At 67.1% G+C, this 18,411-nt stretch carries 22 protein-coding genes; 10 read left to right on the top strand and 12 right to left on the bottom strand.

Annotation, left to right across the window (positions count from 1 at the left end; translation table 11 throughout):
- Nucleotides 1–16: 16 nt before the first annotated feature.
- Entirely contained in the window at nucleotides 17–298 is a 282-nt protein-coding gene (locus tag AB0E63_RS18300; RefSeq protein ID WP_360366951.1) for a DUF1905 domain-containing protein, read from the top strand.
- Between the two features lie 23 nt (nucleotides 299–321).
- On the top strand, nucleotides 322–1,371 hold the full coding sequence (locus tag AB0E63_RS18295) for a lipoate--protein ligase family protein (protein WP_360366948.1): 1,050 nt from the start codon (nucleotides 322–324) through the stop codon (nucleotides 1,369–1,371).
- A gap of 3 nt (nucleotides 1,372–1,374) precedes the next feature.
- On the opposite strand, the gene AB0E63_RS18290 is transcribed toward AB0E63_RS18295, so the two are convergent.
- From AB0E63_RS18290 to AB0E63_RS18280, 3 genes are all read right to left on the bottom strand, one after another.
- Entirely contained in the window at nucleotides 1,375–2,004 is a 630-nt protein-coding gene (locus AB0E63_RS18290) for a dihydrofolate reductase family protein (RefSeq protein ID WP_360366945.1), read from the bottom strand.
- A 99-nt stretch (nucleotides 2,005–2,103) separates the two neighbouring features.
- Nucleotides 2,104–2,292, bottom strand: coding sequence for a hypothetical protein (locus AB0E63_RS18285; protein WP_360366942.1), 189 nt, complete (start codon nucleotides 2,290–2,292; stop codon nucleotides 2,104–2,106).
- Nucleotides 2,293–2,401: 109 nt separating this feature from the next.
- Nucleotides 2,402–2,989, bottom strand: coding sequence for a helix-turn-helix transcriptional regulator (locus AB0E63_RS18280; protein WP_360366939.1), 588 nt, complete (start codon nucleotides 2,987–2,989; stop codon nucleotides 2,402–2,404).
- 51 nt (nucleotides 2,990–3,040) lie between these two features.
- On the opposite strand from AB0E63_RS18280, the gene AB0E63_RS18275 reads away from it, so the two are divergent.
- Entirely contained in the window at nucleotides 3,041–3,424 is a 384-nt protein-coding gene (locus tag AB0E63_RS18275) for a VOC family protein (protein WP_360366936.1), read from the top strand.
- A gap of 6 nt (nucleotides 3,425–3,430) precedes the next feature.
- Here the strand turns inward: AB0E63_RS18275 and AB0E63_RS18270 are convergent, their stop codons facing one another.
- From AB0E63_RS18270 to AB0E63_RS18240, 7 genes are all read right to left on the bottom strand, one after another.
- Complete coding sequence (locus AB0E63_RS18270) at nucleotides 3,431–4,060, bottom strand: DUF1707 domain-containing protein (RefSeq protein WP_360366933.1); 630 nt, start codon at nucleotides 4,058–4,060, stop codon at nucleotides 3,431–3,433.
- On the bottom strand, nucleotides 4,057–4,743 hold the full coding sequence (locus AB0E63_RS18265; RefSeq protein ID WP_360366930.1) for a PadR family transcriptional regulator: 687 nt from the start codon (nucleotides 4,741–4,743) through the stop codon (nucleotides 4,057–4,059). Before AB0E63_RS18265 ends, AB0E63_RS18270 begins: the two co-directional genes overlap by 4 nt.
- Nucleotides 4,744–4,897: 154 nt before the next feature.
- The gene (locus AB0E63_RS18260; protein ID WP_360366927.1) at nucleotides 4,898–5,863 is read right to left on the bottom strand and encodes an aldo/keto reductase; all 966 of its coding nucleotides are present in this window, start codon (nucleotides 5,861–5,863) and stop codon (nucleotides 4,898–4,900) included.
- Between the two features lie 79 nt (nucleotides 5,864–5,942).
- On the bottom strand, nucleotides 5,943–6,665 hold the full coding sequence (locus tag AB0E63_RS18255; RefSeq protein WP_360366924.1) for a DUF2993 domain-containing protein: 723 nt from the start codon (nucleotides 6,663–6,665) through the stop codon (nucleotides 5,943–5,945).
- A 34-nt stretch (nucleotides 6,666–6,699) separates the two neighbouring features.
- Nucleotides 6,700–7,599 (bottom strand): NAD-dependent epimerase/dehydratase family protein, encoded by a 900-nt coding sequence (locus AB0E63_RS18250; RefSeq protein ID WP_360366921.1) that lies wholly within the window; start codon nucleotides 7,597–7,599, stop codon nucleotides 6,700–6,702.
- Nucleotides 7,600–7,639: 40 nt separating this feature from the next.
- Complete coding sequence (locus AB0E63_RS18245) at nucleotides 7,640–8,725, bottom strand: NAD(P)/FAD-dependent oxidoreductase (protein WP_360366918.1); 1,086 nt, start codon at nucleotides 8,723–8,725, stop codon at nucleotides 7,640–7,642.
- Nucleotides 8,722–10,326, bottom strand: a complete 1,605-nt coding sequence (locus tag AB0E63_RS18240; RefSeq protein WP_360366915.1) for a multicopper oxidase family protein — start codon at nucleotides 10,324–10,326, stop codon at nucleotides 8,722–8,724. The genes AB0E63_RS18245 and AB0E63_RS18240 overlap by 4 nt, the downstream gene beginning before the upstream one ends.
- Before the next feature lie 160 nt (nucleotides 10,327–10,486).
- On the opposite strand from AB0E63_RS18240, the gene AB0E63_RS18235 reads away from it, so the two are divergent.
- The gene (locus tag AB0E63_RS18235) at nucleotides 10,487–10,654 is read left to right on the top strand and encodes a hypothetical protein (RefSeq protein ID WP_360366912.1); all 168 of its coding nucleotides are present in this window, start codon (nucleotides 10,487–10,489) and stop codon (nucleotides 10,652–10,654) included.
- 317 nt (nucleotides 10,655–10,971) lie between these two features.
- Here the strand turns inward: AB0E63_RS18235 and AB0E63_RS18230 are convergent, their stop codons facing one another.
- Nucleotides 10,972–11,739, bottom strand: a complete 768-nt coding sequence (locus AB0E63_RS18230; protein ID WP_360366909.1) for a CPBP family intramembrane glutamic endopeptidase — start codon at nucleotides 11,737–11,739, stop codon at nucleotides 10,972–10,974.
- 188 nt (nucleotides 11,740–11,927) lie between these two features.
- Between AB0E63_RS18230 and AB0E63_RS18225 the strand changes: the two genes are divergently transcribed.
- From AB0E63_RS18225 to AB0E63_RS18200, 6 genes are all read left to right on the top strand, one after another.
- Nucleotides 11,928–13,097, top strand: coding sequence for a sensor histidine kinase (locus AB0E63_RS18225; protein ID WP_360366906.1), 1,170 nt, complete (start codon nucleotides 11,928–11,930; stop codon nucleotides 13,095–13,097).
- Nucleotides 13,094–13,753 carry a response regulator transcription factor gene (locus AB0E63_RS18220; RefSeq protein ID WP_360366903.1) on the top strand — a complete coding sequence of 220 codons (660 nt, stop codon included), beginning with the start codon at nucleotides 13,094–13,096 and terminating at the stop codon, nucleotides 13,751–13,753. Before AB0E63_RS18225 ends, AB0E63_RS18220 begins: the two co-directional genes overlap by 4 nt.
- Nucleotides 13,754–13,897: 144 nt before the next feature.
- The gene (locus tag AB0E63_RS18215; RefSeq protein ID WP_360366900.1) at nucleotides 13,898–14,365 is read left to right on the top strand and encodes a hypothetical protein; all 468 of its coding nucleotides are present in this window, start codon (nucleotides 13,898–13,900) and stop codon (nucleotides 14,363–14,365) included.
- Nucleotides 14,366–14,581: 216 nt separating this feature from the next.
- Nucleotides 14,582–16,051 (top strand): DUF2252 domain-containing protein, encoded by a 1,470-nt coding sequence (locus AB0E63_RS18210; protein WP_360366897.1) that lies wholly within the window; start codon nucleotides 14,582–14,584, stop codon nucleotides 16,049–16,051.
- A 52-nt stretch (nucleotides 16,052–16,103) separates the two neighbouring features.
- Nucleotides 16,104–16,937 (top strand): aquaporin, encoded by an 834-nt coding sequence (locus AB0E63_RS18205; protein ID WP_360366894.1) that lies wholly within the window; start codon nucleotides 16,104–16,106, stop codon nucleotides 16,935–16,937.
- Nucleotides 16,938–16,986: 49 nt separating this feature from the next.
- Nucleotides 16,987–17,625 (top strand): hypothetical protein, encoded by a 639-nt coding sequence (locus AB0E63_RS18200; RefSeq protein ID WP_360366891.1) that lies wholly within the window; start codon nucleotides 16,987–16,989, stop codon nucleotides 17,623–17,625.
- A 4-nt stretch (nucleotides 17,626–17,629) separates the two neighbouring features.
- Here AB0E63_RS18200 and AB0E63_RS18195 read toward each other — a convergent pair whose 3' ends face one another.
- Entirely contained in the window at nucleotides 17,630–18,334 is a 705-nt protein-coding gene (locus tag AB0E63_RS18195; protein WP_360366888.1) for a DUF899 family protein, read from the bottom strand.
- Nucleotides 18,335–18,411: the final 77 nt, after the last annotated feature.

Below are 18,411 nucleotides of genomic sequence, written 5' to 3'. Positions count from 1 at the left end.
GAACGGAGATGGGGAGATGAACGCAACGGTCGAATTCCTGGGAAACGTTCGGTTCTGGGACCCCGGCAAAGGCGCTGGTCTCGCCGTTGTCGACGTACCGGATGATTGCGTGCAGCAACTTGGTGGGCGCAAGCAGCGACGGGTCAGCGGGACGTTGAACGGCGCCGACTTCACCGGCAGCACGATGCTCGTCGCGGGCGGCGGGTTCTGCGTCGGCGTCAGCAAGGCGGCTCTGAAGGCAGCCGGCGCCGCGGTGGGTGACGAGGTGCGGGTCGTGCTGTCGCGGGAACAACCTTAGGCCGGCTCAGGTTGCTTCTGGATATGCATGGTGAGTACAAAGTGCCGGGCGGGAAACTTGTCGTCGCCGATCTGGAGGTCGTCGACGGGCACGTACGGCGGGCGCAGATCAGTGGCGACTTCTTCCTGGAGCCCGATGACGCGCTGGAGCTGATCAACGGGGCGCTCGCCGGTCTGCCGGTCGCCACTCCGGCTGCTCAGATCGCGGCTCGCGTTCGCGCCGTACTGGGTGACGGTGTCGAGATGCTCGGGTTCTCACCAGATGCCGTGGCCGTCGTCGTACGGCGTGCGCTGACCGGCGCGACCGGGTGGCGGGATCACGAGTGGGAGTTCGTGCACGACGTACCGCGGGAGCCCGCGTTGCAGATGGCGCTCGACGAGGTGCTGACCGAGCAGGTCGGTTCCGGTGAGCGTGCGCCCACTCTGCGGGTCTGGGAGTGGGCGTCGAATGCGGTCATCATCGGCAGCTTCCAGTCGCTGCGCAACGAGGTCGATCTGGACGGCGCCGCCAAGCACGACGTGACGGTCGTACGGCGGATCAGCGGCGGCGGGGCCATGTTCGTCGAACCTGGCAACACGATCACGTACTCGCTCTACGTCCCCGAGTCCCTGGTGTCCGGGCTGTCGTTCGTCGAGTCGTACGCGTTCCTCGACGACTGGGTGATTGGCGCGCTCAACGATCTCGGGATCGCTGCGACGTACCAGCCGATCAACGACATCACGTCGCCGGCCGGGAAGATCGCCGGCGCCGCGCAGAAGCGGTTCGCGGGTGGCGCCGTACTGCATCACGTCACGATGGCGTACGACATGGATGCCGCGAAAATGCTGGAGGTCCTGCGGATCGGCCGCGAGAAGCTGTCCGACAAGGGGGCCACGAGCGCGAACAAGCGTGTTGATCCGCTGCGTAGTCAGACGGGTCTCGAGCGCGCGGACGTGATCGACCGGATGGTCGACTCGTTCCGGAACCGGTACGGCCTTCGCCCTGGCAAAATCGACTCGAGCACCGTCGATCTTGCCGCCGATCGTGTTGCCGGCAAGTTCGGCACGGAAGAGTGGCTCACCCGGGTGCCGTGATGCTCACCGCCGGATGATCTCGATGTGCGTTGCGTTCGGGGACGTGACGGTCTTGGTGACCTTGTAGTTGCCGAGGGCTTCGGCAACGTTGTCGAACAGGCGTACGCCGGCGCCGGCCAGGATCGGCGCGACGACGATGTGCAGCTCGTCGATGAGCCCGGCGTTGAGATACTGCTGGACCGTCGACGCGCCGCCCGCGATGATCACGTCCTGCCCGTTCGCCGCGGTGAGCGCGCGCTCCAGTACGACGTCGATCGGGTCGTCGGTGAAATGGAACGTCGTACCGCCCTCCATCGGCACCGACGGACGAGCATGATGGGTGAGCACGAAGGTGTCGTGGTGGTACGGCGGGTTGTCCCCCCACCAACCGGTCCACGACTCGTCCTCCCACGGCCCGCGGATCGGCCCGAACATATTGCGCCCCATGATCGTGGCGCCGATCCCTTCCTCGAACCGCCCGACCTGCTCCGCGTCGATCCCGCCCCGCCCCGCCGCCTTGTCCTCCTGAGCCGCGAACATCCAGTCGTGCAGCCCCTCCACCCCATCCCCGAACGGCGCCTCCAACCGCTGATTCACCCCGGTCCCGAACCCATCCACCGAAACCGTGAAGTTCTCCACCCGAACCTTTGCCATGACGTCTCCTCAGCTTGTGCCTGCCCTTAACCCCAGGTCGGAACAAGCCCAAGACCTTTGACATGCACCGGAAGATCTCTTCCGACCAGTCCGACGAACCTACGACCCCCCGCCGACAGCCAGGTCAGCAATCTGCTGAACGTAGGCAGCAAGGTGTCGATCATGTTCTTCGAACGGATACGCCAGGTAGTACGCGTCCACCGCAGCCCGCGCGTCCGAGAACCCACATCTCGGCCACAGCGCAACCATGTCGTCATGATCAGGTGCACGGCCGGCAAGCAGCTTCATCAAGAACACCTGACCAGGCGGCGGCCCGAGAACTGTCAGATGGCGGCGACCTCCGCGATGTGGGTAAGGATTTCGGTCTTGCCAAGGACTATCGGTGCCGGCTCGCTGGTCATGCAGCATTACGCCAGAGATCGTGAGCGGCGAGCCAGATGTTGCGGGCGGCTAGCTGGGTGGGGGCTTGCGCGCGCGCTCGTGCGACGCGTGCCGGTGTGCCTGGTGCCTCCCAGGGTGTGGGTGACGGCGGCACCGATCGGGTCCAGCGGGGGCGTGGGATTCCGGCGTCGTCGGCGAGCTTCTCCGCGATGCCGGCCAGCAGTGCGTCGAATGCGGGATCGCCGGTCCGGTGCGGAGGGGACTCGATCGCGTCGGCGGTGAGTTCGCGATGTTCAGTGAGGTGGTCGAGGAATCCTCGTAGCCGGGCCCAGTTGACCTTGCGGAGCTCTTCGTCCGGCGTGTAGGCCTCGGTCAGGATCTCGATCGCGATCCGTTGCGGGCGATCCTGGACGGCGTCGAGGGTGAGCGACAAGTGCCGACCACTGGCCGCGATCAGCCTCGAGAGCATCGTGACTGTCGGATCGCTCGACCCGGCCTCGATCCGCGAGACCGTGGACGTCGGAACGCCGGCCTTGGCGGCGAGCGCACTGCGGGACAGCCCGGCATCCTCCCGAGCCCGCCGAACCAGATCTCCCGCGCTCATATAGGTAGCATATATGCAACACCGCCGCCGCCGACGGTTAGCGTGGGGTTCGTGATCGGTTACGTGATCTTGTACGTCGAGGATCTTGAGGCGTCGGTGGGGTTTTATCGGGATGTGGTGGGGCTGGAGTACAAGTTCACGGATGCGGGGTATGCGGAGTTCGAGGCGGGTGGGGTGCGGTTCGGGTTGTATGAGCGGCGGCGAGCGGAGTGGTTGACGGGGCGGGCGGTGTCGCCGGGGGCGGGTGGGGAGATCGTGGTGATGGTCGACGACGTGGACGCGTGGGCCGAGCGGCTCGCGGGGCTGGGCGCGCCGGTACTGAGCGGGCCGGCCGACCGTCCGTGGGGACATCGGACGGTGCATGTGGCCGACCCGGACGGGTTCGTGGTCGAGTTCGCGACGGAGATCCCGCGGGCACGGGGCCGTCGTACCTAGTTGTGGCTAGCGGTTCTGGTGGTACCAGCGGCGGCGGCTCGCGCCGCTGATCAGCATGATCCAGAACATGCCCCACAGCAGCCACGGGGCGGTCAGGGTGATCGCCGTGATGACGAGGCCGATCATCAGGAACGGCGCGAGCATCACGAACGGCGGCGGTGGACCCGTACGGCGGCGAGACCGGACCGTCTGCGGCGACCACGGGCCCTGCGCGAGCTGCAGCTCGGCCGAGCTCGGGAGGTCGTCGAAGAGTGGCTCCAGGTCGTCGACGTACCGGGCTCGCGTCGCCTGCTCGCTGCGCTCCTCGAACTCGGTCTGCGTCAGCCGGCCCGCGACGAAGTGATCACTCAGCAGCGAGACGGCCTGGTCGCGTTCGGCGTCACCGATCCGGACCGGGCCCTGGCGGCGCTCGGTCGTACGGCGTTCCGCGTCGGATCCGGGGCCGGCCCAAGCACCACGAGCCCAATCCGCACGAGCCCGCTCAGCACCGGACTCATCGGCACCGTCCCAGTCACCGCCGCGCCAGTCAGATCCGGCCCAGTCGCGGCCGGCCCAGTCTCGTCCGCGCCGGTCGCGTCCGGCCCGGTTACGTCCGTGTCGGTCACGGCCGTGCCAGTCAGGTGAGGGCGAGCTCATGTCCGGTCCCGCTCGTCGTCCTGACCTTCGTCGGCGAGGATGCCGTACAGCTTGCGCCGCAGTTCGCTGACCGCTTCCCGTGCCTTCGCCTGCTGCTCCGGCGTACCGGTCGCGAGGATCTGCCACATCGCGGTCGCCACCTGCCCGAGCATCGGCTTCAGACCGTTCTCGTCGTCGGCGGCCGGCGCGCTCATCGCCTCCCACGGCGCGGACACCTCGTCCTGGTGCTCGGCGACGTACGCGCGTCCTTCGTCGGTCAGCGTGAACGTCCGGCGACCGACCTCGGCGTCCGCGGTGACGAGTCCCTCGTCCTCGAGTTGCTGCAGGGTCGGGTAGATCGAGCCCGGGCTCGGCTTCCACACCCCGCCGCTGCGCTCGGCGATCTCCTGGATGATCTGGTAGCCGTTCATCGGCTGCTCCGCGAGTACGGCGAGGATCGCGGCCCGCACGTCACCCCGCCGGGCCTTCGGTCCACGCCAGCGCGGCGGTGGACCCCACGGTGGCCCGAACACCTGCCCGCCGAACATCCCCCACTGCGGCCCGAACCCCTGGTGCCCGTGGTGCTGGTGCCTGCGCTGCCCGGTCATCGCGGCGCGCAACTCGTCCTTGATGTCGTCGAAGGTTGAACAGTGCCGCGCAAAGTGCGCCCAGGGCCACCCCGCGGCGTACGTCGATCCGGTCATCCCGATCACCCGTCCCTCACGAAGAGATTGCGATAGTTCGACGATATATCGCGAACCATCGCGACCCAAGAGCTTCCCGAAGTCGGATAGCCGGCCGCTCAACCACCAAGCACCGTCGGCCTACTGCCGAGTGACCACGTTTCGAGGCTAGCGCTCAGTACCAGTTGCGCGGTCGCTCGACGTAGGGCTCCTCCAGCTGGGTGAGCTCTGCCTCGGTGAGCTCGAGCTCCAGCGCCGCAGCGGCATCTGTTAGGTGATGTGGCTTCGTGGCACCGACTATGGGTGCGGAGACGACCGGTCTGGTCAACAGCCAGGCCAGTGCGACCTGTGCCATCGGCACACCGCGCTTCGCGGCCACTGACTCGAGTGCATCGACGCTCTGACGGTCGCTGTCGCGGGCGAGAGCCCTGGCGACCCGATCGGTGTCCGCACGCAGCGACTGCGTGCCCCATGGCTTGCCGAGCTTGCCTTTGGCCAGCGGTGAGTAGGGGATGGAGCCGACGCCCTGGTCCGCGCAGAGTGGCAGCAGTTCTTGCTCGTCATCGCGCCGGATCAGGTTGTACTGGTTCTGCATCGACACGAACCGCGTCCACCCACCGGCATCCGCGGCGTACTGCATCTTCCCGAACTGCCAAGCCCACATCGACGACGCACCGAGGTAGCGGACCTTCCCCGCCCGTACGACGTCGTGCAGTGCCTCCATGGTCTCCTCGACCGGCGTGTCCGGGTCGAACCGGTGGATCTGGTACAGGTCGACGTACTCCGTGCCCAGTCTGGTCAGCGAGGCGTCGATCTGCTCCAGAATCGCCTTGCGCGACAACCCCGATCCGCCCGGACCGTCGTGCATCTTGCCCCACACCTTGGTGGCCAGTACGACGTCCTCACGCCGGGTGTACTGCTTGATCGCGCGACCGACGAACTCCTCCGAGCTACCACCGCCGTACGTGTTCGCAGTGTCCCAGAAGGTGATCCCGAGCTCGACCGCCTGCCGGAAGTACGGCTGCGAACTTTCCTCGTCCAGCGTCCACTGGTGGAACTCGTTGCGCTCACCGAAACTCATACAGCCCAACGCAATCCGGCTGACCTCGAGCCCGGTCCGCCCTAACCGCTGATACTTCACATCGAACCCTTTCGCTGGTCTGGTTCGACGCTAGGCGGAGTCGGGCGGACGAGGGAGGCTCTGTCAGTACCGGTATCGCTCAGGTGGCGAACTTCAAGTCGGCGGCGGTGGCATTGAGGGTGATGGAGTTGCCTTCGACGGTGACCTGTTCGAGGGTGGCACCGTAGGGGAGTTTGGGCAGGGCGATGCCGCGGGAGAGTTGGTTCTTCACCGCGTTCCGGATGAAGGACGGGATCGCGTCGGAGAGCTCCTCGACGGCGAGGACGATGCGGCCCTTCTCGACCTGCGGGCGGACGATCACGTCGGCCTCGACGCCGCGTAGGGACAGCTTCGCGTGGAGCTTGCCATCGACGGCGCTCATCGTCAGCCCGCTCAGTCCGGTGCTGCGGGCGGCGAGTTTGGCCAGCTCGGCCGGCGACAGCTGCAGGCGTACGTCGGTGGTGTCGATGGTGACCGCCGTACCCGGCTCCCGCGTCAGCAGACCACGCGGCACGTGGACGCCGATCATCTCGACCTTCAGATCCTCGGCCGGGATCGAGTCGAACGTTGGATCCTTCATGGTCAGCGTGACCTTCGAGAACTTCTCCCTGGCCAGCTGCGGCAGGAACCCGAACCCGCCGATGTCGACGGACGTGTCAGCCGCCTGTACGTCGTACTGCGCCGCCTCCCTCTCCGCCATCGACGCGAGCTGATTCTCGGCCACCCACGCCGCCGCGCGATCCACGGCAACCGCCAGAATCCCCAGCACCACCAGCGTGACAACCAACCGCCGCAACCAGCGACGCGGTCTCCTGGAACTCATCCCTGCCCTTCCGTCGATCCGCCCAGCCTAGAGGTCACAAAGCGATCATTTCCCGGAGGGCTTCGTCGGTCGGCGTGGGTTTGATGCCGAAGGCAACGGTCGCGGCGGTGGAGTCGAGGATGAAGGGACGCTGCCACTGGTACTGCGTCTCGAGCATCTCGCGCGCGGCCGGGTTGAAGAGGCCGGCCAAGCGCAGCGCGATCGTGGGCATTTTGGCGACGCGGGCCGGTGGTGCGCCGGCGAGTTCGGCCGCGCGGGTGGCGAGGGTCCGGATCGACAGCGGCTCCGGCGTGGGCACGTGCCACGCGCGGCCCCAGGCTCTCTCGTCGGCTGCTATCGCGATCAACGTGCGCGCGACATCACCGACGTACGTCCAACTGTGCGGCGCGTCCAGGTCGGCCGGCGCCGTACCGCGCCTGCCTTTGATCACCTTGGGCAGCACCATCACGCTGAACGGCGAGACCGCGCGGGCACCGAGGTAGTCCGATCCACGAACCTCCGCAGTCCGGATCCTCTTCGCCTCATGCGCGGCCAGCGCATCAGTCCACAGCTTGGTTCGCACCCGCCCCTTGATCGAGTTGGGCAGCAGTGGCGTGTCCTCGGTCATCGGCCCGTCCACAGCGCCGTACCCGTAGAGATTGCCGGTAGTAACCAGTACGGCGCCCGTCGTTTCAGCCGCCCGGATGAGCGCTGCCCCCAGCGGAGGCCAGTCCGTCGTCCACCGGTGGTACGCCGGTCCCGCACACGAGTAGATCGCCTGAGCGCCCTCGGCGTACCGCGAGAGCTTGGACGCATCACTCGCATCCGCCGCCACCCGCTCGACTCCATCAGGCCCACTCCCGGAGCGAGTGATCACGCGAACCCGTTCCCCTTGAGCAGCGAGCAACCGCGCAGTCGTCGAGCCGACCGGACCAGCACCTACGACGACATGCATACGCACACACTACGGTCAGCCGTCGACGTCAGTCTGGGCATCAGGTGGGTGGTGACTGCGAGGTCTGGACGGCGTGACCTGCGTGCCTGGTTGCGATCTGGTCCGCGAGGTAGGACGCGTCGGAGCCGACCCAGCCGAGCAGAGCGGAGGTTCTGGTGTGCTGCCACGTCATGCCGAGCATGTACAGACCAGGGGATGGGGTGACGCCGCGTCGGTGCAGGATACGTCCGCGTGCGTCCTGTACGCCGGGGACGTCGATCCAGGCGTGGTCCGCGGTGAACCCGGTCGCCCACACGAAGGCGTCGTACTCGGCCACAGCGCCGTCGGCGAAGGTCACGGTTCGACCGGTCGCCCTGGTCGCACGGGGGCGGACCCGGATGCCGTGTCGCTTGGCGAGCCGACGCGGGCCGTCGCCGATCACCTGGTCACGCCCGGCCAGACGTTGTCCCAGCCGGGAGCCGACAGTGACTCGGTCCAGTCCGATCCCGCTCGCCCACCACCACACGTCGCGGCCCAACGGCCGCTGGGGGATCGTGGGGAGCCGTTGGCCGGCAGCCAGTTCCACCGTGTGGGTGGCGCTGAGCTCCAGAGCAATCTGGCAGCCCGAGTTCGCGGCCCCGACCACCAGGACCCGTCCCGCCGGGATGTCTTGCGGTCGCCGGTACTCCGCGCTGTGGAGCTGGGTCACCTCTGGGCCGAGGTCGTTCGCGATCGGTGGCACCGACGGGATGTGGAAGGGGCCGGTGGCAACGACCACCTGCCGTGCCTGCAAGGTGTCTCGCGCCGTCGTCACGACGTACCCGTCGTCAGTCCTGGTCAGCGATTCGGCGGTCGTGTTCAGCCGCACCGGTAGCTGGAATCGTGCCACATAGGCCCGCAGGAAGTCCGCGACGTCGTCCTTGCCGGGATAGGTGTCCTTCGCAGCGGGGAAGGTCATTCCGGGCAGGTTGTCGAACTGGGCGGGGGTGAACAGTTGCAGGGAGTCCCACCGTGAGCGCCACGCGTCGCCGATCTCCGCGTTGGCGTCCACGATCAGGAAGCGCAGCCCGCGGTCGGCGAGGTGGTATCCCATCACCAGACCGGCCTGGCCGCCGCCGATGACCAGCACGTCCAGGATGTTCGTCATGACGGCACCGCCTCTGGACGGCGCGCGACGTTGAAGCTGAACATCATCCCGCTCTCGGTGTGTTCGGCGATGTGGCAGTGCGCCATCCACAACCCGGGATTGGAGACGTCCAGCAGGATGTCCACCGTTTCACCGGCCCGCACCAGGACGGTGTCCTTCCAGACGAGGTTGGACTCCGGCACGTCGTCCCTGGACAGGATGAGGAAGCGACCGGCGCCATGAATGTGGAACGGGTGGTGCATCGGGTGGTCGGAGTCCATCTCGTTGACCAGCCGGATCTTCACTCGGTCGCCAACGGTGAAAGACCACGTGATGGCCGCGTTCTCGGCGCCGGTCTCCCGGTCGACGAGTTGCCAGATCATGTTGCTCGGATCCGATGCCCGGTTGATCTCCGGCATCAGGTCCTCCCACTCCAGGCCATCGCCGTGATCGTGGGCGCTGTGCGCCGCAGCCTCCGGCGGCGCCGCGGTGGACGGGACCAGCTTCATGCCGCACTGCGGGCACTTCGACGGCTCGGTGGCGGTGACTTCGGGGTGCATCGGGCAGACGTAGCTGGACGCCAGTACGTCGTCTTCGCCGTACAGAAGCGGCATCCGGGAGAGGAAGGCGAGGACCTTGTCGGGCGGCCGGTCGAGGTCGGGCCGGATCGACTGGTGGACGGCGGTGAGGTCGGGGTTGGTGCGCAGCGTCTCGAACGACGCAGCGGCACCGCCGCCCGCGCCGGCCGTGACCGTGAATCCGCCGAGGTCGTACACCCGATCAGGGGTGCGATGTTCCAGTCGTACGTCGCCAGGGGTGTCGAACAGTACGTCGAGGACCGCGCGTTCGGAGGGGGACAGCAGTACTGCCTCGACGAACGTCTCACGCTCGTACCGGCCGCTGTCGCCGCCGACCAGCTTCGCCCGGGCACCGCGGACGGCGACATTGAAGATCCGCGTGTTGGCGGTGTTGACGAGATACAGGCGTACGACCTCGCCCTGTGCCGCTTGACCGGAGAACTGGGCCTCCCCGTTGATCAGCATGACGTTGCCGAACCGGCCCATTGCGGTGAAGGTCGGCCCGGAGCGGTTGAAGGAAGCGATGTGTCCGTCTTCGACCAGGAGGTCGTCCACGGTGACAGTGAACTGCCGGTCGACGGCCGGCCAGTACGAGGAGTCCGAAGGCTCGACGACGATCGCGCCGTACAGGCCCATCTCCTGGGCGAAGTCCTCCCGCATGTGCGGGTGGTACCAGTACAGGCCGGCGTCGGGGAACTGCAACGTGTAGGTGAATGAGCCACCGATCTCGATCGGCCTCTGAGTCTCGTGCGGGACCCCGTCGTACCGGTTCTCCAACCGCAGGCCGTGCCAGTGCACGGTCGTCTCTACGTCACCTTCGTTCCTGACCTGCACCGTGATCTCCGACCCCTGATCGACGTGCAGGGTCGGACCCGGGATCGAACCGCTGTAGGCGAGCATGCGCAGGTCGGCGCCCTCGATGCGTTTGTGCACCGCGCCGATGCCGAGCTCGAGCAGGTCTCCGTCCCGCAGCCGCACCACGCTCGTGGGCGCCGCAGCAGGCAGTCCGGCCGTTTCCGTACTGAATACGTCGTGGGAGTCCATGCGCTTCTACTTTCACGGTGTCGGCAATGGTTCGCCGGGGTGACGCAGAGCGGGGTCCGGGCAGAGAAGATCCTCGGCATCGCCAACCTACGCCGAGAACCTGCCAACAAAATAGGGGTCCTTGCGTCGTACGAGACGCTGCTGCCGATGTTCGACGGTGATGAAACGCCGGACGATTCTCTATCTGCAACACGTGATGGGCACGGTGCTGAAACGCCCGTACGAGGTCGGGTTCAAGGCACTCAGCGAGCGGAAGAACGGTCTCGACGCGATCGAGAAGGCATGTCGGGCGGAGCAGCCTTTCTACGGCGCCGGCTGGGACACCTGACGCAGCACTTCACCCTGCCGGGATGAGGCGATCGCCGTGCGTTAACGAGACTGTTCGGCGCATGGGACTCTCCGCGAAGCAGGCAGCTCAGTCATTCGTGCCGGCGCACGCCGATCTTCCGCATTCCGGTGGAGTGGCTGCTCAGGTTGGGAGCGAGGCATTCGTCGAGGCACTCGCCCGGGTGGTGTTCGCTTGGGCCCACCCGGGCGTCGACATGTTCGGCCACCCTTCTGCCTGGCGCTCCGCGCGTACGTGCCGAACGAGACGATCATCGACGGCACCTACCAGCTCCCCGACATCATCCGAGCGAACTAGCGTCACCGCAGGACGAGGGCGAGCCCGATCACGAAGAAGAAGACGCTTTGCGAACTGTGGACCGCGATGGCGATGAGGGAGCTGCGCCAGCGCCGCGCGGGCAGGGCCTCGGCGAACGTGTCGACCAGGAGCGTTTGCGGGATGACCCACGGCTCATGCAGGTGGTAGCAGGCGAACAGCACTCCGTTGACCACCCAGTCGGCGCGACCGAACGTTCCCATCCGGGGCAGCAGCAGGCCACGGAACAACAACTCTTCACCGAGAGCGGTGTTGAAGATGAACACGATGACGAGGATGGCGAACCAGATCCAGTTGCCGGACATCCACGTCTGCCCGCTGTCAGACCCGAAGATCAGACCGAGGTCACGAGCCACCGGAGTAGGAGGTGACGGCAACATTTCTTCGAGGGCAAGCAACGCCGCCAGCGGCAGAACCATCCACCAGAGCCGCTTGCTGCGCTTGCCGGTGCGTCGGCTGACCGGGGTGTTGAGCCACAGAGCGCCCTTCACGACTGACCAGCGCAAGTTGCCCTGCTCGCGTCGTACGACGATCAGTACGAGGACGAACTGCCAGATCAGTCCAGCCGCGAGGCACAGGATGAGTGCTTGGGGAAGGGCCATCGGCCCCGAGAAGGCGTGCGCCAGCGCCGGCGCGACTACCCAGGCGAGTACACCGATCGGGAGTGCGGCGGCTGCCCACACCGTCAGTACAGTGCCGCGGGTCCAGGTCGGGATGTGGACTGCCCGGGTAGCGGTGTCAGATGTCGTCATGTCGTCCACTTCCGTCAGTTCCGGCGCTGAGACTGGTTCTCAGCGGCCCTTGTGGTGTTCACGACGCTATGGACGTGGACGCGCGAGCGCGTCGTCGGAAGGCCGTGTTCACACCGGCACCAAGCGACGAGTTCCCGTCCGACTTTGGTAGGACGCAGGCGACGATGGTGGAGACGTACGTTGACCAGGTGAGCCGAGTGCGGCTGTTCTTCACGAAGTACGGTCTCGACCTGCTGATTGTGATCGCGGCAGTCGAGAGTGCGATCAGTACGGCGTTGCGCGACGACCCGGGCCATCCGACCGGCCCGAAGCTGTGGTTCGAAGTGCTCGCGGTCACCGCCGTCGTACTCACGCTGCTCTGGCGACGACGGTTCCCCTTCGCCGCACCGGCGGTCACGTGGCTGGCGAGCGCTGGGCTGTCCTTCCTGGATGGCCTACTCATCGTCGACGAAGCCGGACTCTCCGTCGCCGGAATAGGTGCTGCCCTGCTGCTCGGCAACCTGCGCCGCGGCACGCAGGCACGGGTCGGCCTGGCGATCGTGCTCTGCAGTGCGGCGATCGTCATCTACAACGACCCGGCTCACACGAGCGGCGACGTCATCTTCACACCGCTGGTGTTCGGGATCGGCTGGCTCCTGGGCTTCGCTCTACGGGACCGGACCGAGCAGACCGAGGCCGCTGAGGAGCGCGCGACCCGGGCCGAGCGAGAACGGGAGGCGGCGGCTCGCATTGCGGTCGCCGAGGAGCGCGCACGGATCGCCCGAGAGCTCCATGACGTCGTCGCGCACGCTGTCAGCGTGATGGTGCTCCAGGTGGGGGCTGTGCGCCACCGGATGCCCGAGACCGACACGCAGGATCGGGAGACGCTCAAGAACGTCGAGCAGGCTGGACGCACGGCACTCGCGGAGATGCGCCGCCTTCTCAACGCGATGCGGCATGACGGCGACGAACTCGAGTTGCTGCCACACCCGGGACTCGACAACCTCGACTCGCTCGTGGACGACGTACGAGCTGCGGGGTTGCCCGTGCGGCTCGAGATCCGCGGTACGCCGTTCGCGCTGCCGCCCGGCCTCGACCTGTCCGCCTACCGCATCCTGCAGGAGGGGCTCACGAACGCCCTCAAGCACGCCCGTGCGAGTCAGGCGGAGGTCGAGGTGCAGTACTCCGCAACTGAGCTTCGACTCGAGGTGCGTGACGACGGACCCGGTGGCCCTTCCACCGACACGGGGGTCGGCCACGGGCTGGTCGGGATCCGCGAGCGCGTCAGGATCTTCGGCGGGGGCATGACCGCGGGCACCGTGCGTACCGGCGGTTTCGTGCTCCGCGCGCAGCTCCCGTTGGACGGAGGTGCCAGATGACGATCCGTGTCCTGGTGGTGGACGACCAGTCGATGGTACGAGCGGGGTTCCGGCTGCTGCTGGCCGACGAACCCGACGTGGAGGTCGTGGCCGAAGCGAGCAACGGCCTCGAGGCGGTGGCTCAGGCAGCCCGCTTCCACCCGCACGTCATCTTGATGGACATCCGGATGCCGGAGCTCGACGGGCTCGAGGCGACCCGGCGGATCATGGCGACCGATGCGTCCGCGCGGATCCTGATCCTGACCACGTTCGATCTCGACGACTACGTCTTCCAAGCACTCCAAGCCGGCGCGAGCGGCTTCGTCCTCAAGGACGACCCTCCCGAGCAGCTGATCGCCGCCGTACGAACGGTTGCCGCCGGAGACGCCCTCCTGTCACCCGCCATCACCAAACGGGTGATCCAGCACTTCACCCGCCTCCACCGCCAGCCTCCGCCGAAGGCCGTCGACACCTTGACGACCCGCGAACTGGAGGTGTTCCGCCTGATCACGCGCGGCCTGTCCAACGCCGAGATCGGCCACGAACTCTTCATCAGCGACACCACAGTCAAAACCCACGTCACCCGCCTCCTCCAAAAACTCGACCTCCGCGACCGAGCCCAAGCCATAGTCCTCGCCTACCAGACGAACCTCTTCGAGCCTTCCGACCCACGCTGAGCTCGTCTTCAGCGCGTTCTAGGGATGTGCGTGCCGTGGTTGAATGCGCGGATGGGGATCGCGGTTCACCCGGTTGATCAGGAGCGGTGGGACGACCTGGCCGAGCTGTTCGGGCCCAGCGGGGGGACGCGGGGGTGTTGGTGCATGGCTCGGCGGCTGCCTAGTTCGGTGGTCGCCGTGAATGGCAGCGCGGAGAATCGGGCGGCCTTGGAGGGCTTTGTCCGGGCGGGTACGCCGGTTGGACTCATCGGGTACCTGGACGAGCGGCCGGCCGCGTGGTGTGCGGTCGCCCCGCGGACGGAGTACTACGCAATCCTCCACTCGCGGACCTTGCCCATCGACGAGCCGGACGATGAGTCGATTTGGGCGATCAATTGTCTGTTTGTGAAGAGCGGCTACCGCGGGCGCGGCATGACGCTGCCGATGATCGAGGCGGCGGTCGGATACGCCCGCAGCTCCAGCGCGCGGACGGTGGAGGCCTACCCGATCAAGACCATGCCCGGCGACCCGGGACGCGGGGTACTGAGCACCTTCCTCGCCGCCGGTTTCACCGTGTACGGCGAGGAGCGCACCCGAGCCAAACGCAACGTCGTCGTACGCCGAAGCCTGTGAGCAGGACTGTCTGACGTTCAGCAGGACTACCAACGGCATGCCCGCGAGCTGCCACGCAGTGCGACCGGCGCACCCTCTCGTCACCCAGCAGGGGTGATGCCGGGCTGCCCCTCTCGGTATCAGGGTAGGGAGCGTGGTCCTGGGAACGATGCTGTTCTCACGGCCTTCAGCCCTCCAGACGCGAAGCTCTTGTCGGCATGGGCGGAAGGGGGAGCTATGACTGTGACGACTCGGGATGGCAGATCGGCGAGCCCTGCCGCGCGGTCGTTCCGGAGGGATTCGAAGCAGGCCGGGGCGCACGGGCAGTTGAGCCGTGCGGACCGGGTCGCCTTGGGGAAGGACGCCCGGAGGGTCACTCCGCGGGAGTCGCACGCGGAGTTCCAGCCCAGCGGGTCGCGGGATCCGGTGGGGCTGCTGCTGGAGCAGTCGAAGTCGCGGGTGCCGGAGCTGGTGCCGATCCGGCACGGGCGGATGCTGGTGTCGCCGTTCACGTTCTATCGGGGGGCTGCGCTGCCGATGGCGGCTGACCTGGCCACGACGCCCACGTCGGGGCTGCGGGTGCAGCTGTGCGGAGATGCACATCTGTCCAACTTCGGCGCGTACGCCTCACCGGAGCGGGAGCTGGTCTTCGACGTCAACGACTTCGACGAGACGCTGCCCGGGCCGTTCGAATGGGACGTCAAGCGGCTGGCGGCGAGCCTGGCCGTGGCGGGACGGGAGAACGGGTTCAAGGGCAAGCACTGCCGCAAGATCGTCCTCGCGGCGGCGAAGGGGTACCGGAAGGCGATGCGCGGGTTCGCGGACCAGACGTTCCTGGACGTTTGGTACACGCACCTGGACATCGAACAGGTCATGGGGGATTTCCGGTCCCGGATGAAGCCTAAGAGGTTCGCGGCGACGGAGAAGATGGTGGCCAAGGCCCACACCCGCGACAGCACCCAGGCATTGCGCAAGCTGACCACGGTCGTCGAGGGCCGTCGGCAGATCATCAGTGACCCCCCGATGGTCGTCCCCATCGAGCAGGTCTTCGCCGACGTGCGGGCCGGTGAGGTGTATGAGCAGATCCGCGTGGTGCTGGGCAAGTATCGGCGTACCCTGCAGTCCGACCGGCGGCACATGCTCGAACAGTTCACACTGGTCCAGGCGGCCCGCAAGGTCGTCGGCGTGGGCAGCGTCGGCACCCGCGCCTGGATCGTGCTGATGGACAGCGGAGACGGCGTCGAGCCGGTGTTCCTGCAGGCCAAGGAAGCGCAGCCGTCGGTACTGGCGGACTACTGCGGGCGCAGCCAGTACACCAACCAGGGCGAGCGCGTGGTCGCCGGACAGCACCTGATGCAGGCCGAGAGCGACATCTTCCTCGGCTGGACCCACACGCCGGGCCCGGACGGGGTGGACCGCGACTATTACGTCCGCCAGCTCAAGGACTGGAAGTTCTCCCTCGACATCGAGCGGATGCTGCCCTCGGGCATGGTGGTCTATGCCGGCCTCTGCGGATCGACCTTGGCCCGCGCCCACGCTCGCTCCGGCGACCGCGTCACCCTGGCCGCCTACCTCGGCGGCTCGGACACCTTCGACCAGGCAATTGCCGACTTCGCCGAAACCTACGCCGACCAGAACGAAGCCGACTACGCCGCGCTCCAGAGCGCCGTCAAAGCCGGCCGGGTCGAAGCGACCACCGATATCTGAATCCGAATCCGGGCGGTCCAGCCCGGACGGCCGAGCAGGAAAGGGATGCGCCATGGCAGACCCCGCGCTAGATCCCGTTGCCGGGAACACCTCGTCACTCGGGCGTCGGTACTTCATCCGGTTCGAGGAAGACACCCTGCGGCAACGGCCGCTGTGGATCCGGCTGATCATCGAGTTCCTGGGCACCTTCGTCCTGGTGACGGTGGCGGCCGGATCGGGGGTGATCAACCATTACGTGGGCAACGAACCGATCAGCAGGACCGCGGCGGTGATCGCGCCCGGCGCGGTGGTCATGGCCATGATCTACGCCTGGGGTCCGCTATCGGGACTCCACATCAACCCGGCCGTGACCTTCGCCTTCGCCGCCCGGGGTGTGTTTCCCACCAAATGGATAGTGCCGTACTGGGTCGTCCAGCTCGCCGGCGCCATCTGTGCCGCACTGTTCCTGGAGGTGATGTTCGGCGACGTCAGCACGGGCGGGAACTACCCGATCAACACTCCCGGCGGGGAGTGGAAGTCGATGGTGATGGAACTCGTGCTGACCGCGATCCTCGTCAGCGTCATCCTCAACACTGCGACCGGCGGCCGCAGCATCGGCCACAACGCGGCGATCGCGGTCGGCTCGACGGTCGCGTTGCTCGGCTTGTTCGCCAGCCCGATCAGCGGCGCGTCCATGAACCCGGCCCGCACCCTCGGGCCCGACATCGTCGGCAACGACTACACGGGCTGGTGGCTCTATATCGTGGGGCCGCTGGTCGGGGCCGCCATCGCCGTCGCGATCATCGGAGCCGTGCGCGGACTGCCCGACAAGGACGAGCTCGAGGCCGCCGAGGGCGGCGCTCTGCCGATGACCGGTACTCCCACTCGCGAGAAAGCCACTGAGTAGGCAGGCCACAGACATGTTGGTGTCCGGCCGGCGTCAGGAGCGTGTGGCGATGACGGGTGAACCGCCTCAAGGCGCGGCGGGCGAGGAGGTCCGCAGCCTGGAGGTGCGCTGGATCTTCCCGGGCCGGCTGGAGACCGCGGTGACCGGTTGGTTCGGGCGGTTCCCGATCGAGACGGAGTCACGCGAGGACAGCTACCTGCTGGATCCGCGGCTGCCCGGCCTTTCGGTGAAGGTCCGCGGCAGCAGGGCCTTCGAGGTCAAGATGTACCACGGGAGCCCAGGAATCCTGGAGGTGGCGGGCCGCACCCGCGGACGCCTGGAGTCCTGGCAGAAGTGGTCCTTTCCGGTCAGCCTGCCCGGCCAGGACAGCGCCTACCCGGGCGGCTGGCAGCCGGTACGCAAAAGGCGACGCATCAGCCGTTTCGCACTGGCCGGCGGACAGATCGTGACGCGCGCCTCGCAGTTGGACCAGGAGCCACAGTGCGACGTGGAACTCACCGAGGTCAGCACCATCGGCCAGAACTGGTGGACCCTGGGCTTCGAGGCGAGCGGTCCCGCCGATCTGCTCCGAAGCGCACTAGAAGCCACCGCGAGGCTCGTCTTCAACAGCCCCCTGCCTGGCGGTCCTGAACCCGGTCTCGAAGAATCCAAGTCCTACCAACAATGGCTGTCCCAGCCGCGGTCTTGAGACATCACACAGCGCCCGGCCTGGTCCACTGCGGGACGGGGCGGCCGTCTTTCATCCACCAGGAGTGGGTCGGATCCTGGGGCCAACCCTCTGGCGAGTCCTCCCAGCCTTCTTGACGGCCGTAGACCGTCAGATCGAGCAGTTGGGCCTGCACCATGGCCGCCTCGACGCCGCGACCGATCGTCTCGTTGGTGAGGAACACACGGTCACCGTCGCGCAGGTAGCAGGCGAAGTAGCCCGGTTCGTCGAGGAGCCCGGCGCCGACGCCGCGATCCTCGACTCCGAGCATCGAGTACCACGGCAACGTGTAGCCCATGAATTCGCGGAACGGCGCGATCTCCTCCCACGGCCCCTCACAGAAGACCGCGAAGGACACCCCGCGATGGTTCAGGTAACTGGCGTCGTGGACGTCGAAGATGCTCGCCGTACAGCCTTCACACTGGCCTTCGATGCCTGCGCCGCGGTGCCACATGTGCTTGTACGCGAGGAGTTGGTCGCGGCCGTCGAAGACGTCCAGGAATGACACCGGCCCGTTCTGGCCGACCAGTGTGGCCGAGGCGTCGACCTCGGTCATCGGCAGCCGGCGCCGGGCCGCCGCGATCGCATCTCCCTCACGGGTGTGGGCTTTCTCGCGGACGAGGAGGCTGTGGCGCTCACGGCTCCAGGTCTCACGGTCGACGATCGGGGGTAATGCGGTCGCTCCGGTCATGGGGGTTCTCCTCGTCGAGTGCGGGCCGGTTTGGTGTTATGAATATCGACGAGCGACCCGGCGAAGCGTCATCGCAC

Origin of the sequence: Kribbella sp. NPDC026596 (genome assembly GCF_040638415.1) — a bacterium.
Classification (GTDB): Bacteria; Actinomycetota; Actinomycetes; order Propionibacteriales; family Kribbellaceae; genus Kribbella.
This window is presented reverse-complemented; position numbering and strand designations above follow the sequence as displayed.